Origin of the sequence: Streptomyces sp. NPDC005408 (assembly GCF_040606445.1) — a bacterium.
Lineage (GTDB): Bacteria > Actinomycetota > Actinomycetes > Streptomycetales > Streptomycetaceae > Streptomyces.
In genome coordinates this window covers 24,391-37,123 of record NZ_JBEXEX010000024.1, presented here as the reverse complement: position 1 = coordinate 37,123, position 12,733 = coordinate 24,391, and the positions used below count along the sequence as shown (strand labels likewise).

13 protein-coding genes are annotated in these 12,733 nt (G+C 72.4%); 2 read left to right on the top strand and 11 right to left on the bottom strand.

Features of this window, described 5'->3' with window-relative positions; all coding sequences use genetic code 11:
- Positions 1-13: 13 nt before the first annotated feature.
- From cysC to ABZS64_RS22425, 11 genes are all read right to left on the bottom strand, one after another.
- On the bottom strand, positions 14-574 hold the full coding sequence (gene cysC / locus ABZS64_RS22475) for an adenylyl-sulfate kinase (protein ID WP_355832340.1): 561 nt from the start codon (positions 572-574) through the stop codon (positions 14-16).
- The gene (locus ABZS64_RS22470; protein ID WP_355832337.1) at positions 571-1,449 is read right to left on the bottom strand and encodes a [LysW]-aminoadipate kinase; all 879 of its coding nucleotides are present in this window, start codon (positions 1,447-1,449) and stop codon (positions 571-573) included. The genes cysC and ABZS64_RS22470 overlap by 4 nt, the downstream gene beginning before the upstream one ends.
- Positions 1,450-1,471: 22 nt before the next feature.
- Positions 1,472-2,503 carry an N-acetyl-gamma-glutamyl-phosphate reductase gene (argC, locus tag ABZS64_RS22465; protein ID WP_355832522.1) on the bottom strand — a complete coding sequence of 344 codons (1,032 nt, stop codon included), beginning with the start codon at positions 2,501-2,503 and terminating at the stop codon, positions 1,472-1,474.
- Positions 2,504-2,617: 114 nt separating this feature from the next.
- The gene (locus ABZS64_RS22460; protein WP_355832335.1) at positions 2,618-4,522 is read right to left on the bottom strand and encodes a hypothetical protein; all 1,905 of its coding nucleotides are present in this window, start codon (positions 4,520-4,522) and stop codon (positions 2,618-2,620) included.
- 111 nt (positions 4,523-4,633) lie between these two features.
- Positions 4,634-4,813, bottom strand: coding sequence for a lysine biosynthesis protein LysW (locus ABZS64_RS22455; RefSeq protein WP_355832333.1), 180 nt, complete (start codon positions 4,811-4,813; stop codon positions 4,634-4,636).
- Entirely contained in the window at positions 4,810-5,778 is a 969-nt protein-coding gene (locus tag ABZS64_RS22450; protein WP_355832330.1) for a transketolase C-terminal domain-containing protein, read from the bottom strand. Before ABZS64_RS22450 ends, ABZS64_RS22455 begins: the two co-directional genes overlap by 4 nt.
- On the bottom strand, positions 5,775-6,626 hold the full coding sequence (locus ABZS64_RS22445; RefSeq protein ID WP_355832328.1) for a transketolase: 852 nt from the start codon (positions 6,624-6,626) through the stop codon (positions 5,775-5,777). The genes ABZS64_RS22450 and ABZS64_RS22445 overlap by 4 nt, the downstream gene beginning before the upstream one ends.
- Positions 6,623-7,921, bottom strand: a complete 1,299-nt coding sequence (locus ABZS64_RS22440; RefSeq protein WP_355832326.1) for a DegT/DnrJ/EryC1/StrS family aminotransferase — start codon at positions 7,919-7,921, stop codon at positions 6,623-6,625. Before ABZS64_RS22440 ends, ABZS64_RS22445 begins: the two co-directional genes overlap by 4 nt.
- A 40-nt stretch (positions 7,922-7,961) precedes the next feature.
- A complete protein-coding gene (locus ABZS64_RS22435; RefSeq protein WP_355832324.1) occupies positions 7,962-9,014 on the bottom strand; it encodes a BtrH N-terminal domain-containing protein in 1,053 nt (350 codons plus the stop codon).
- Between the two features lies 1 nt (position 9,015).
- Positions 9,016-9,426 (bottom strand): hypothetical protein, encoded by a 411-nt coding sequence (locus tag ABZS64_RS22430; protein WP_355832321.1) that lies wholly within the window; start codon positions 9,424-9,426, stop codon positions 9,016-9,018.
- A gap of 321 nt (positions 9,427-9,747) precedes the next feature.
- A complete protein-coding gene (locus ABZS64_RS22425) occupies positions 9,748-10,479 on the bottom strand; it encodes a sulfotransferase family protein (RefSeq protein WP_355832319.1) in 732 nt (243 codons plus the stop codon).
- A 252-nt stretch (positions 10,480-10,731) separates the two neighbouring features.
- Between ABZS64_RS22425 and ABZS64_RS22420 the strand changes: the two genes are divergently transcribed.
- Positions 10,732-11,610 carry a RimK family alpha-L-glutamate ligase gene (locus tag ABZS64_RS22420; protein ID WP_355832316.1) on the top strand — a complete coding sequence of 293 codons (879 nt, stop codon included), beginning with the start codon at positions 10,732-10,734 and terminating at the stop codon, positions 11,608-11,610.
- On the top strand, positions 11,607-12,728 hold the full coding sequence (locus ABZS64_RS22415) for a M20/M25/M40 family metallo-hydrolase (protein ID WP_355832313.1): 1,122 nt from the start codon (positions 11,607-11,609) through the stop codon (positions 12,726-12,728). Before ABZS64_RS22420 ends, ABZS64_RS22415 begins: the two co-directional genes overlap by 4 nt.
- Positions 12,729-12,733 lie beyond the last annotated feature (5 nt).

The following is a 12,733-nucleotide window of genomic DNA, read 5'->3' as shown; positions in this document are numbered from 1 at the left end:
TCAGTCTCCTTCGTCACAGTCCCCGTGCAGCGAGCAGCGCACGCACCTGCCGGACCGACTCGTCGATCGTGTTGTGTTGCGTGTGGATGCGCAGATCGGGGTCGACCGGCGCTTCGTAGGGGTCGTCCGCACCGGTGAGACCGCTGATCTCGCCCGCTGCCTGTCTGGCGTAGAGGCCCTTGACGTCCCGGGCGGCGCAGTTCTCCACCGGGGTCGCCACGTGCACCTCCAGGTAGCCGACGCCGCGCGCCGCGTGCTGGTCCCGCACCGCGGCCCGGGACTCCGCGTAGGGGGCGATGACCGGTGCCAGCACGGTGACGCCGTGCTCGGCGAGGAGCCGGGCCAGGAACCCGATGCGCCGCACACTGGTGTCCCGGTCGGCCTTCGAGAATCCGAGGTCAGGGGAGAGGGCGGCGCGGACCTCGTCACCGTCGAGGACCTGCACCCGGTGTCCTTCGGCCGACAGCCGTTCGGCGAGACCGACCGCGATGGTCGACTTGCCCGCGCTCGGCAGCCCGGTCAGCCAGACCGTGCCGCCCCGCCATCCGGCCGGCCTGTCGTCGGCTTCGCTCATGCCCGGACCTCCTCCTTGCGTGGACCGCCCCGCGCCGCGCCGGCGTCGGCCTCGGCGAGGTGCACGGTGGTGCCGGCCCCGGCGAGCGCCCGGCTGACGGGATCCGGGGTGCGTCCGTCCGCGATGCGTACGGTGGTGACCCCGCCCGCCAGCGCCTCGCGGGCGGCGATGAGCTTGAGCGCCATGCCGCCGGTGGCCGACGGGTCGGGCGCCCCGCTGGGGGTGATCCCGATGCTGTCGCGCACGCTGGTGGGGTCGCCGGGATCGGCGAGCACCCCGGGTGCGCCGGTGAGCAGCAGCAGCTGGTCGGCGCCGAGGGCGGCGGCCAGTGCGGCGGCGGCCCGGTCGGCGTCGACGTTGACGGGCTGGTCGTGCTCGTCGATGGCCGGAGGCGAGACCACCGGTACGTAGCCGGCCCGCAGCAGGTTCCGGGGGAGTTCGGGGCGCACGGTGGCGATCCGGCCGCTGTGGTTGTCGCGGACCAGGACGGTGCGGCCGTCGACGACGGCGCGGACGGCGGCCTTCCGGCGGGCCCGCAGCATGCCGCCGTCCATGCCGGTGAGGCCGACGGCGGGCACGCGGTGGCGGGAGAGTTCCGCCACCAGCCGGGGCTTGACCGAACCGGCCAGGGCGAGGACGACCACGTCAAGGGTGTCCGGGTCGGTGTAGCGGGTGGACACGCCGTCCGGTGCGACCAGGGTGCGTTGCGGGACGTCGAGCCGGCCGGACAGCCGGGCGATCTCGCCGGAGCCGCCGTGGACGAGCAGGATGGAGTGGCCCTCGTGGACCAGGCGGGCGATGTCGGCGCAGATGCCTGCGGCGTCGACGGCGGGATTGCCGCCGCACTTGACGACGGTCAAGGGTTGGGTGAACACGCTCTCTCCGGTTCGGCCGGGGCTACAGCGGGTGCAGGCCGGGGAAGGTGAGGCCGAGGGTCTCGGGGAGACCCATGCGGACGTTGAGGGACTGCACGGCGTTGCCGGCACCGCCCTTGACCAGGTTGTCCAGGGCTCCGATGGCGCTCAGCCGGCGGGTGTCCTCGTCGAGGGCGAAGCCGACGTCGCAGAAGTTCGATCCGAGCAGGATCTTCGGGTCGGGGTAGCGGTAGATGCCGCGCTGGTGGGCGACGACGCGGACGAAGGGCTCGGCCGCGTAGCACTCGCGGAAGGCCCGGCGGACGGCCTTGGTGTCGACGCCGGGGCGCAGGGTGGCGTGGCAGAGGGTCTGGGCTCCGCGGACCGCCTCGACGCCGGTGGCGGTCATGGCGGTCGGCAGGCCGAGGTGCTGGGCGATCTCGGCCTCGTGCCGGTGCCGGGTGGGCGCGAAGACGCGCATCGCGCCGCTGCGTTCGGCGTGCAGGTTGGCCGGTCCCGCGGTGGCGCCCGAGCCGCTGGAGCCGGTCTTCGCGTCGACCTGGGCGCCTCGTTCGAGGTCGATCAGGTCGTGCGCCACCAGGGGGTGGAGGGCGAGCACGGCGGCCGTGGCCATGCAGCCGGGCACGCTGATCAGGTCGGCGGTGCGCAGGCGCTCGCGGTAGAGCTCCGGCAGACCGGGGACGAAGTCGTCCAGCAGCTTCGGCGCCAGGTGCTCCTCGCCGTAGTAGCGCCGGAAGACCTCGGTGTCGTAGAGCCGGAAGTCGCCGGTCAGGTCGAGGACGACGCCGGCGCGCGAGCGCCAGTGCTCGATCTGGGTCATCGCCACCCGGTGCGGCAGCGCCAGGAACACCGCGTCGCTCTCCGGTGCGTCCTCGGCCGAGCAGAACGTCAGATCGGTGACGGAGCGCAGATTGGGATGCACACCGTCGATCCGCTTGCCGGGGAAGCGGGACGACACGGCGCCCACCACCTCGACCTCGGGGTGCCCCAGCAACAGCCGCAGCAGTTCCCCGCCGATGTAGCCGGCCGCACCGACCACCGTCACTCGCAGCACGGCCACGCCCTCCTCACCTGCACGCTCCGAAGCGCCTCCACCACGTCCTCCAATTCGAACGGTCTTGACCTCAAAGGGAATTCACGTACGCGGCCGGTCCGGCCCGCGGGCCCGTCAGCCGTCGCTCTCGGCGGCCAGGACGCCGAAGTTGCGGCGGGCGATCGACACGGCGAGGTCCTGTACGGCGAAGGCCGTCATGTAGTAGCCGTGCGGCGGGATGCCGGGGTCCAGCGTCAGGGTGAACGTCGTCTCGCCGGTCCCGTCCGGGGCGATCCTGACCTTGCGCAGGTCCGGTTCGATCGTGCAGCCGGCGCGCCCGTAGCTGGCGAAGAAGAGGCCGAGGCGCAGGATGCCGGGCCGGGCGTCGCGCACGGCCACCCGCACCTCGTTGGTGGTCCCCTTCTCGGCGCCGTCCTCGGCGTGGATCAGCAGCGACGGGGAGTCGAAGAGCCGGAAGGCGACGTCACCGCAGCGGGTGCAGACGACGCCCTCGAAGTCGAGCGAGGTGGGGACGAGGGCACGCCGGCTGTAGCGCTCGGCGGGCCGGCCGCACTGGCAGCGCACGTGGCTGACGTCGGACATGTCGATCCGGCTGCGCTCGCCGAAGTAGGCGAAGCAGTTGCTGAGTTCGTTCTCCGGGTCCTTGGTGAACTGGGTGGCGATCGCCATGTCCAGCGACTGCAGGTCGTCCATCAGACCGCGGAGCACCGGGGTGCGGTCCTGGTGGACCGCCAGGTCGCGCCGGGAGACCTGGCTCTCGACCTTGATGGCGAGCTTGCCCAGGCGGGGGCGGAGCGGGTGGTTGGGGGCCAGCACCCCGCCGGCCAGGTACGCGGTGAGGCGGGCGGAGGCGGTGAGGAGCAGCGGCTCCGGCTCGACGGCGGGCAACTCGGGCGTACGGCCCGCGTCCTCGCCCGTGCCGAACTGGACGTAGGCGGGGTACGGCTCCGAGGTGCCGATGCTCGCGTTGAGCGCCTCGGCCGAGGAGGCCCCCGCCAGGGCGGCGTCCGTCCAGACGAGGTTCTCCGGGCGGCCGGAGGCGTGGACGGTGATCGCGCCGACGACGTTCTTGGCGGTCCCGTCGATCGCGTTGAGCATCAGCTGGTACTTCGGGTCGAACACGGCGGCGTCGGCGAAGGGAGCGTTGTTGCAGGAGCTCAGCACCACCTCGGCGGCGCGGATGTCCCTGAGCTGGATCAGCTTGTCCACGGGCTTGTAGCAGGTGGAGGTGGCGCAGATCGGGGCGACCAGGGACGGGTTCCGTCCGACGGTCTCGTTCAGACCGCAGATGGTGAAGTCGGCGAGGTTGATCGAGTCGTCCTTGCCGTGCCCCTGGAGCATCAGCCGCCGCCAACGGGTTCCGAGGATCTCGGACTTGACGTCCGTGTTCCCCACCTCGCCCTCGTTGCGCAGGTGGATGCCGTCGCGGGTGAGGCCGCGGTCGACGGCGGTGAAGAGACCGAGCTCGTGCACGTCCGGGGCCGGCGCGACGTACTGCTTGGCGGTGAACCAGGCGAGGGAGGCGGCGTCGCGGCCGGTGAGGAACGACAGCCGCACGTCCGGCCGGCGCGAGGCGGCGCGGACCAGCGGCCAGATGAGGTCCACCGTGAAGTGCTCGTAGAGACCGGCGATCAGGAGGGAGTACGTCTCGGGGCGGCCGTTCTCCTCCGGGGCGAGCCGGTCGAGCAGGGCGGGGGCGAGCTCTTCCTGGTCGAGCCAGGTGAGGGCACAGGGCGCGATCAGCGCGTGCAGTCCGGCCGGCAGGGACTCGGGCCTGAGCACGACGCCGTACGTGCGGGCGGCCGGGCGGGTCACCTCCCCGTAGAGGGTGGCCGCGCGCTCGGCGGAGGCGGCCAGGTCGGCCCGTCCGCCGGTCCACACCGGGACGGACGCGGGCGTGTCCGCGGCGAGGAACTCGTCGACGGCGGCGGCGTACGGACCCGCGTCGTCGAGGACCGAGAACGGCGAGCGCGTCAAGGTTGCCGTCCCGACGCCGGGACCGTGGGGCTCGGACTGCATGAGGTGGGGCTCCTTCGGGGAAGTCGTGCGCTTCTGGGCTTTGCGGAAGGTCCGGAACGCGGCGCGCCCCGGCGTACACAGCGCGCCGGGGCGGGCCACTGCCTGGGACGGCTACTCGCCCCAGTCCTCTTCGACCTCGGGGGCGAGGGCGAGCACCATGGGGTCGAGCGCGACGACCTCCAGCTCGCTCCGGCAACCCCCGCATTCCAGAATCTCGTTGAGCCGGACCGAGTCGCCGATGGTCACCGGCTCCTCGCACTCCGGGCAGGACAGGGCAGTCGTGGTGGTCAAGAGACGTGTTCCTTTCGGCCGGTTCTTCCCGTGCGGGCCGCGGTGTCGAGGGCGGTACGGACCGTCCTCACGACCCGTTCCGCGGTGAGGTCGTAGTGCGCGACGAGGTGTTCCTGGTGGCCGACCTGGGTGACGAAGGTGTCGGGCACACCCAGCCGCACCACCCGTACCGGCTCGCGCTCGGCCAGCGTCTCGGCCACCGCTCCGCCGAGTCCGCCGCCCCGCCAGTGCTCCTCCAGCGTCACGACGAGGTCGGCCGGGCGGGCCGCGGCGATCAGCGTCTCGGTGTCGAGCGGTCGCAGCGTGTGCATGTTGAGCACGGTGGCCTCGATGCCGTGCCCGGCGAGCGCGTCCGCCGCGGCGAGGCAGGCGAGCACCGGGTACGGGCCGCAGCTCGCGAGGACGACGTCGCCGCCCTCCCGCAGCGTCTGCGCCTGCCCGATGACGGGGGGCGGGCCGACGGGCAGCGGCGGGGTCGCCTTGCGGCCGAGGCGGACGTAGAGCGGTCCGGGCAGGTTCAGGCTCTGTTCGACGAACGCCTCCGTGGCGGCGGCGTCGGCCGGCACCACCACGGTCATGCCGGGCAGCACCCGCATCACGGCGAGGTCTTCCAGGGCCTGGTGGGTGGGGCCGAGGTGGCCCGCGGCCAGGCCGCCGTGGGTGGCCATGATGCGGACCGGCAGCCGGTTGTAGGCGATGTCGATCTTGATGGCCTCCAGCGCGCGGGAGGTGGCGAAGGCGGCCATCGTGTTGACGAACGGAACCCGTCCGCAGGCCGCCATGCCGGCGGCCACGCCCATCAGGTTCTGCTCGGCGATACCGACGTTGAGGTACTGCTCGCCGGCGGCCGCCGCGTGGTCCGCGCCGAACAGTCCGGTGTCGGAGTCCAGGCACATCAGCTCGGGATGGCGCGCCAGCAGCGGAAGCAGGGTGTCCCGGTACGCCTCGCGGGTCGCACGGCTCATCCCAGGGCCTCCGTGGCTCGTAGTGCGTTCAGCGCCCGCGAGTGGTTGCGGGGCGAGAGGGTGACGTAGTGGCTCGCCGGGCGGCCGGCCAGGAAGGGCAGGCCGTGGCCCTTGACCGTGCGGGCGATCAGCACGCTCGGCTTGCCCGGCTCCCACGGCGCGCCGTCGAGGTGCTCGGCGAGCAGCGCCGGGTCGTGGCCGTCCACCTCGCGCACCGACCATCCGAAGCTGCGCCAGCGTTCGGCCAGCGGCTCCATCGGTGCGATGCCCTGGGTCGGTCCGGTCAGCTGCAGGCCGTTGCAGTCCACGACGGCGACCAGCCGGTCGAGGCGCAGGCTGGCGGCCGCGATCGCGGCCTCCCACACCGAACCCTCCTGCAGCTCGCCGTCGCCGAGCAGGACGAAGCTGCGCGCCGGGCTCTGCGCGTAGCGGGCGGCCAGCGCGAAGCCGCAGCCCAGGGCGAGCCCGTGGCCGAGCGAGCCGGTCGGCAGCTCCACGCCGGGCACCGCCCGGACCGGGTGGCCCATCAGCCGGCTGCCGGGGCGGCCGAACTCGGCGAGCTCCTCGACCGGGAAGTAGCCGCGCTCGGCAAGGGTCGCGTACAGCGCGACGGCGGCGTGGCCCTTGCTGAGCAGGAAGCGGTCGCGGTGCGGATCGTCCGGCCGGCTCGGGTCCACGTCGAGGACGGAGAAGTACAGTGCGGTGAGCACGTCGGTGCAGGAGAGCCCGCCACCGAGGTGGCCGCCCTCGGGCCCGGCGCACATGTCGACCACGTGCCGGCGGATGCGGGCGGCGATCGCGTCGAGCGTCCCGAGTGCGTCCCGCTCCAGCAGTTGGGTTCCAGTCATGACGCCACCTTCGCGAGCGTGGCCACCATGTCCTTGTTGGCCCACACCTTCTCGAAGGCGTCGGCGTACAGCGAGAGCAGCTCGCCCGCCCCGGGGTTGAGGTGGCGCTTCTGGATGGTCAGCGAGTCCGCGATGACCTCGCGGGTCACCGGGTAGCCCTCGCCCTGGACCGTGCCGGGCGCGCCGGTCACGGCCCACGGCTGGCCCGAGCCGAAGCCGAGGCGGTCGACGAACACCTTCTGGTCGGGCAGCGGCATCAGCTGGTACTGCGACATCGGGACGCCCTCGGCGCGCAGCAGCCGGCGCAGGGCCGAGCGCAGCGCCTGCGGGCTCACGCCGTCCAGGCCGAACGCGGCCGGGTCGAAGCGGAAGCGCAGGATGTGCCAGACGTGGGTGGTGTCCGGGAGCGCGGTGGGCGCCTGGAGGCCGGGCAGCCCCGCGAGCCGGGCGAGGAACTCGGTGATGTTCCGCTGCCGGCGCTCCTCGTACCCGTCGAAGCGGGCGAGCTGCGCGGAGGTGAACGCGGCCTGGAGGGCGTTCATCTTGTGGTTCCAGCCGAGGCCGTACGAGACGTAGTCGCGGTCGCGGCCGGCCTCGATCACCTCGCCGAACTGCCGGCCCCGGCGCATCGCCCCGGCCAGCTCGTCGCTGCCGGTCACGAGCAGTCCGCCCTCGCCGCAGGTCGGGATGTTCTTGCTGACCTGGAGGCTGAAGGAGCCCGCGTCGCCGATCCCGCCGACCGGCCGGCCGCGGTGGGTCGCCCCGGGGGCCTGTGCGGCGTCCTCGACCACCGCGAGGTCGTGCTTGCGGGCGATCGCCATGATGCGGTCCATGTCGGCGGGCGCGCCGTGCAGGTGTACGGGGATGATCGCCCGGGTCCTGGGCGTGATCCGCCGCTCGATGTCGTCCGGGTCGATGTTGAAGGTGACCGGGTCGATGTCGGCGAAGACCGGGACGGCCATCTGGTGCACCGGCGCGAGCCCGGTGGCGATGAAGCTGAGCGCGGGCACGATCACCTCGTCCCCCGGTCCGACGCCGAGCGCGGACAGCGCCAGGGACAGCGCGGCGGTGCCGTTGGACACCGCGACGCACTGCGCGAAGCCGAAGCGGCGGGCCCAGTCGTGCTCCAGCTCGGAGACCGGGTTCACGCCGTCGGTGTCGGACACCAGCCGTGCGCCGTCGAGGGCGTCGAGAACGGCCTTGCGGTCCTCGTCCTCGACCAGGGGCCACTGCACATGACGTCGGTCTTTCGGCACGGCCGGCGTACCGCCGAGCGCTGCCAGCTTGCTGCTCACTCTTCACTCCGGGAGGTCACGAGGGTCGATGCGTACACGATCAGAGCCGGGCCGCCACCGCGCCGACGGCGTCGACCGCGCGGGCGTAGGCGCTGCGCAGCAGCGTGGTGTGGTGCGCTATGTCGAGGGCGGCCGCGCGCGGGTCCTCGAGCCCGTGCGCGCCGGTGAAGCGCAGCCCGGTCCAGGCGTGCGCCACGGTCTCGACCGCGCGGCCCGCTCCGGCCAGCGCCGGGTCGCGCCACTCACCGCCGCAGCGGCGCAGCAGTTCACCGTGGAGCGAGGCCTGCGCCTGCATGGCCCAGCCGAACGGGTAGAGCTCGCGCAGCGCTCCGGCGTCGCCCGCCCGGCACCGTTCGAGGAGTTCCGCGGCGAACTGGTCGAAGCCCGCGAGACCGGTGCGGACCGGGCCCGCGGTGGTGAAGTCCTCGGTGTTGGAGCGGAGGAAGCCGCCGAGCAGTTCGGGCGTCAGCGGGGCGGGCGCGGCGTCCAGCCGGACGTCGAGGCAGCGCCGGCCGATCCGGGAGTCGCTGAAGAAGGCGTCCTGGACGTCGGTCGGGTTCTCCGAGTTCCAGCTGCGCAGGAACTGCTCGATCGGGACCGCGCCGCGGAAGGACGGCGGCATCGCGTCCGAGACGTAGACGACGCCACGGGTCTCGTCCAGACCGTAGATCACCACCTGGTGCGCGGCGTGCACGTCTCCGTACGCGGGCCGGAACGGCAGGTGGAAGTTGTCGACGGCGGCGATGACCGGCCGGTCCTCGGCGAGCGAGGCGCGCACCTCGCTCCAGACGTCCTGCTCGTCGGCCGGCTGCCACCAGCGCACGCTCAGTGCGTGGTGCGGTGCCAGCGCGGTGCCGAGGTCGATCGTCCCGGACTCGTCGGGCAGGCACGGGTAGTAGAACTCCTCGTGCCGGACGTCGCCCGGCAGGTGCAGGAACCGCCACCCCGCGCCCAGCACGGCCAGGGGGTCGACGCCCTGGCGCGCCAGCACCGAACCGATGGTGGCCTGCAGGCAGCTGATGAGGTCGCGGTACCACAGCTCGGGTTCCGGACCGTTGATCGTGTACGTGCGCGCGGTCGTTTCGACGGTCATGTCAGAGCTCCGTCCGCTGGAGGGTGACGGCGAAGATGTGCACCGCGACGTTGCGCGGCAGCAGGATGCCGGTGAGGTCGGCCCGCCGGGTCACGGCCACCCGCTGCGCCCACATCACCGCGGGGACGCCCCGCTGCACGTGGTGCGGGTAGTGCATGGCCAGGCTCTCGAAGGCCTTGACCTCGCCGAACCACGCCGGGGCCGCCCAGAAGTCGGAGACCCGCAGCGGTTCCGCGTCGACCGAGCCGTCCGCGAAGGTCAGCTCGACGGTGTCCTCGGAGCGCCGTTCGGACGCGGCCAGGACGTGGATCCAGTCGTACCGGTCCCGGGGGACCTTGATGAACTGGCCGGCGCAGCGGATGTTGTCGGACCCCTCGCGGACCGGAGGGAACTCGAAGGGAACCCCGTCCACGTGGACGAGGCTCCCGCCCGCCGGCAGGTACTCCGCCGCGAACGAGTTCCGCCACACATTGAATGCCCCTGCTCCGGTCTCCGCCGCCGAAGAGATTGCCGCATTGTTGCGGTGCTCGGAAATGTCGATCCGATCGAACAGAAACCTTGTGGCTGAGGACGTCGAGATCCCCGTCAAGTGCCCCACCTCGCTGGAACGGAATTTACGACTCGAACGTAGTCTGCTGATTCGCGCTCATCGTCCGCGTGGCGATTACCCTGCACATCCGAATGCGGATGCAGCGTACGCGCCGGGTAATCATGCGGGCGGTTCCGCCGGACGTCACGGGCGGAGTGCGACGGCGCGCAGCTTCTCGTAGTACGGCTGGTGGTGGTCGCGGAAGGCGCGCAGCACCGGGTCCGCCTCCACCTTCTCCGCTCCGTCGGTCCTGCCGCGGGCGAAGCCGGAGGTCTCGCTGGTCGCCCGGTGCCATTTGTTGGTCGACCGCCACTCCGAGCGCATGCCCGGCTGCCAGCTCAGCGCCTCGGGGCGGAAGGGGATGCCCACCGCCTCGCAGTAGGCCCGCACGGTCTCGGCGGGGCGGTCGAGCAGGTCGTCGGAGTCGATCACGACCGGCGTGGCGCCGGTGACGGCCTGCACGGCGCCGAAGATCTCGTACAGCCGGGCGAAGCCGATCTCGTCCTGGCCCAGCTCCGGGTTGAGCGCGTGGTGCGAGGCGATCGCCTCGGCCGGGTCGCGGATGATGAAGGTGTGGGTCGCGGCGGCGAGGAAGGCCTCGTCGGCGAGGAGCGCCGGGTAGTGGAAGTCCGTGGTGTCCTTGAAGAACACCGGCTGACGGGTCCCCATGGCGCGCAGCTGGGCGAGCACGTCCCGCTCGTCGTGCGCGACGCGGTCGCCGACCTCCACCTCGCCGAAGTCGAGCACCCGGGAGAAGGGCTCGTGCACGACGGCGTGGTCGCCCCGCTCCGTCATCATCCGCGCGAACGCGGTCGAACGGCAGCGCGGCGCGCTCCACAGGGCGAGCACCGGAATCCGTTCCGACGTTCTTTCCACGACTTCCCCCTCTTTGCCTCGCGGCGGTCAACGCTTTCCGCCGGGTTCCCGAATGCGGTCAACAATGACACGGCACCGGCCTGGGCCGGGTAATCAGAATTCGCAATCGCGGCGGCCCGACTCCCTGCGATACGTCCTCGCGATTCCATTCGGCGCGGACGCGCAGGCCGGCCCCGCCCTCTTATCTTTTCCTCCACGAGGCGGGCTCGCCCTGCCGTCCGGCCCAGCAGTGGTGCTTCATACGGAGGTCACGTGTCAGCAACGCCCGAGCGCCCAGACGCCCGCAGGATCGCCGTGCTCGCCAGCAGGATCGGCGCTGACGAGAAGCGGCTGTTCGACGCCTTCGAGCGGCGCGGTGTCCCCTACGAGCACCTCGACCCGCGGCGGCAGTGGTTCCCCGCCGGGCGGCGCGAGCTGCCCTGGGGCCTCGCGCTGAACCGGGAGATCGGCCAGACGCGCGCGGTGTACGCGGCCCGCTGCCTCGCCGCGGCGGGGAACGACGTGGTCAACAGCGTGTCCGCGACCGAGGTGTGCGGCGACAAGTGGCTCACCACCCAGGCCCTGGCGGCGGCCCGCGTACCGACGCCGCGCACCGCGCTCGCCCTCACCCCGCAGGCCGCCCTGGACGCCCTGGACTCCCTCGGCTACCCGGCGGTGCTCAAGCCGCTGGTCGGCTCGTGGGGGCGGCTGGTGGTCCAGCTCCCCGACCGCGTCGCGGCGGAGGGCGTGCTGGAGTACGCCGGCGCGCTGCCCGGACCGCAGTCGCACCTCGCGTACGTGCAGGAGCTGGTCGACAAGCCGGACCGGGACATCCGCGTGATCGTGATCGGCGGACAGGTGGTCGGCGCGATCTACCGGACCGGTGAGGCCCTGCGCACCAATGTGGCGCTCGGCGGCCGGACGCTGCCGTGCGAGGTGACGCCGGAGATCGAGAAGCTCTCCCTCGAAGCGGCCGTCGCCGTCGGCGCGGACATCGCCGGCGTCGACCTGATCGAGGACCGCGACGGCCGGCTGATGGTCCTCGAGGTCAACCACCGGGTGGAGTTCTCCGGTTTCCAGTCCGTCCTCGGCGACCGGGTCAGTGTCGCGGACCGCATCCTCGACCACCTGCTGGAACGGAGTCAGCGATGAACTGGCCCTTCACCCCGGGCAGAGTCACCGAGACGTACGCCGCCGGGCTGCTGCGCAAGATGCTGGAGACCTCCTCCCCCTCGTACCACGAGCGCGAGCTGGCCGACTTCCTCGTCGAGGCGATGACGGGCCTGGGCTTCGCCACGCACATCGACGACGTGGGCAACGTGATCGGCGTGATCGAGCGCGGTGACGGCCCGACCCTGATGCTGCTCGGACACATGGACACCGTCTCGGGCCACGTCCCGGTCCGGTCCGAGGACGGCCGGCTGTACGGCCGGGGCGCGGTGGACGCAAAGGGGCCGCTGGCGGCGATGATCTGCGCCGCGGCCGGCGCGGTGGACTTCCCCGGCAGGATCGTGGTGATCGGCGTCGTCGAGGAGGAGACCCCGGCCTCGCGGGGCGCGATGGCGATCCGGGCCCGCCACGAGCGGCCGGACGCGCTGATCATCGGCGAGCCGAGCGGCTGGTCGAGCGTGGTGCTCGGCTACAAGGGGAAGCTCGACCTCCGCTACACCGTCAAGTGCCCCGCCACGCACCCGAGCAACCCGGTGCCGAAGGCGTCCGAACTGGCCGTCGCCTGCTGGAACGCGCTGCTCGACCTGCTCGGGCCGGACGCGAGCCACGCCGTCTTCGACCGGCCGGGCCCGACGCTGTGCCGGCTCAACGCCGACCTGACCTCGGCGTCGATGGACCTCAGCATCCGCACCCCGCCGGGATTCGACGACGAGAAGCTGGTGCGCGAGCTGCGCGAGCGGCTGGCCGACGGTGAGCTCAAGGTGCTGAACGCGGTGTCGGCCTGCCGCGTGGGCCGGGCCGACCCCGCGGTACGCGCCCTGGTCACCGGCATCCGTCAACTGCACGCCCAGCCGCGGCTCGTGCTGAAGACGGCCACCTCGGACATGAACACCCTCGCCGAGGAGTGGGACATCCCCATGGCCACCTACGGTCCGGGCGACAGCAGCCTCGACCACGCCGACGACGAGCACATCGTCCTCGCGGACTACCTGCGCGGCATCGACGTGCTGACCATCGCCATCGCGGAGCTGGCCCACCTGCCCGGCCGCCCGGGCGACCGGGTGAGCGCCGCGCCGCCGCCGCTGAGGAGCATCAAGTGACCGAC

Coding starts and splice junctions, on each gene's coding strand:
- cysC (WP_355832340.1), bottom strand. CDS start 574: ATGAGCGAAGCCGACGACAGGCCGGCCGGATGGCGGGGCGGCACGGTC.
- ABZS64_RS22450 (WP_355832330.1), bottom strand. CDS start 5,778: ATGAGCCGTGCGACCCGCGAGGCGTACCGGGACACCCTGCTTCCGCTG.
- ABZS64_RS22445 (WP_355832328.1), bottom strand. CDS start 6,626: ATGACTGGAACCCAACTGCTGGAGCGGGACGCACTCGGGACGCTCGAC.
- ABZS64_RS22415 (WP_355832313.1), top strand. CDS start 11,607: ATGAACTGGCCCTTCACCCCGGGCAGAGTCACCGAGACGTACGCCGCC.
- ABZS64_RS22460 (WP_355832335.1), bottom strand. CDS start 4,522: ATGCAGTCCGAGCCCCACGGTCCCGGCGTCGGGACGGCAACCTTGACG.
- ABZS64_RS22435 (WP_355832324.1), bottom strand. CDS start 9,014: ATGACCGTCGAAACGACCGCGCGCACGTACACGATCAACGGTCCGGAA.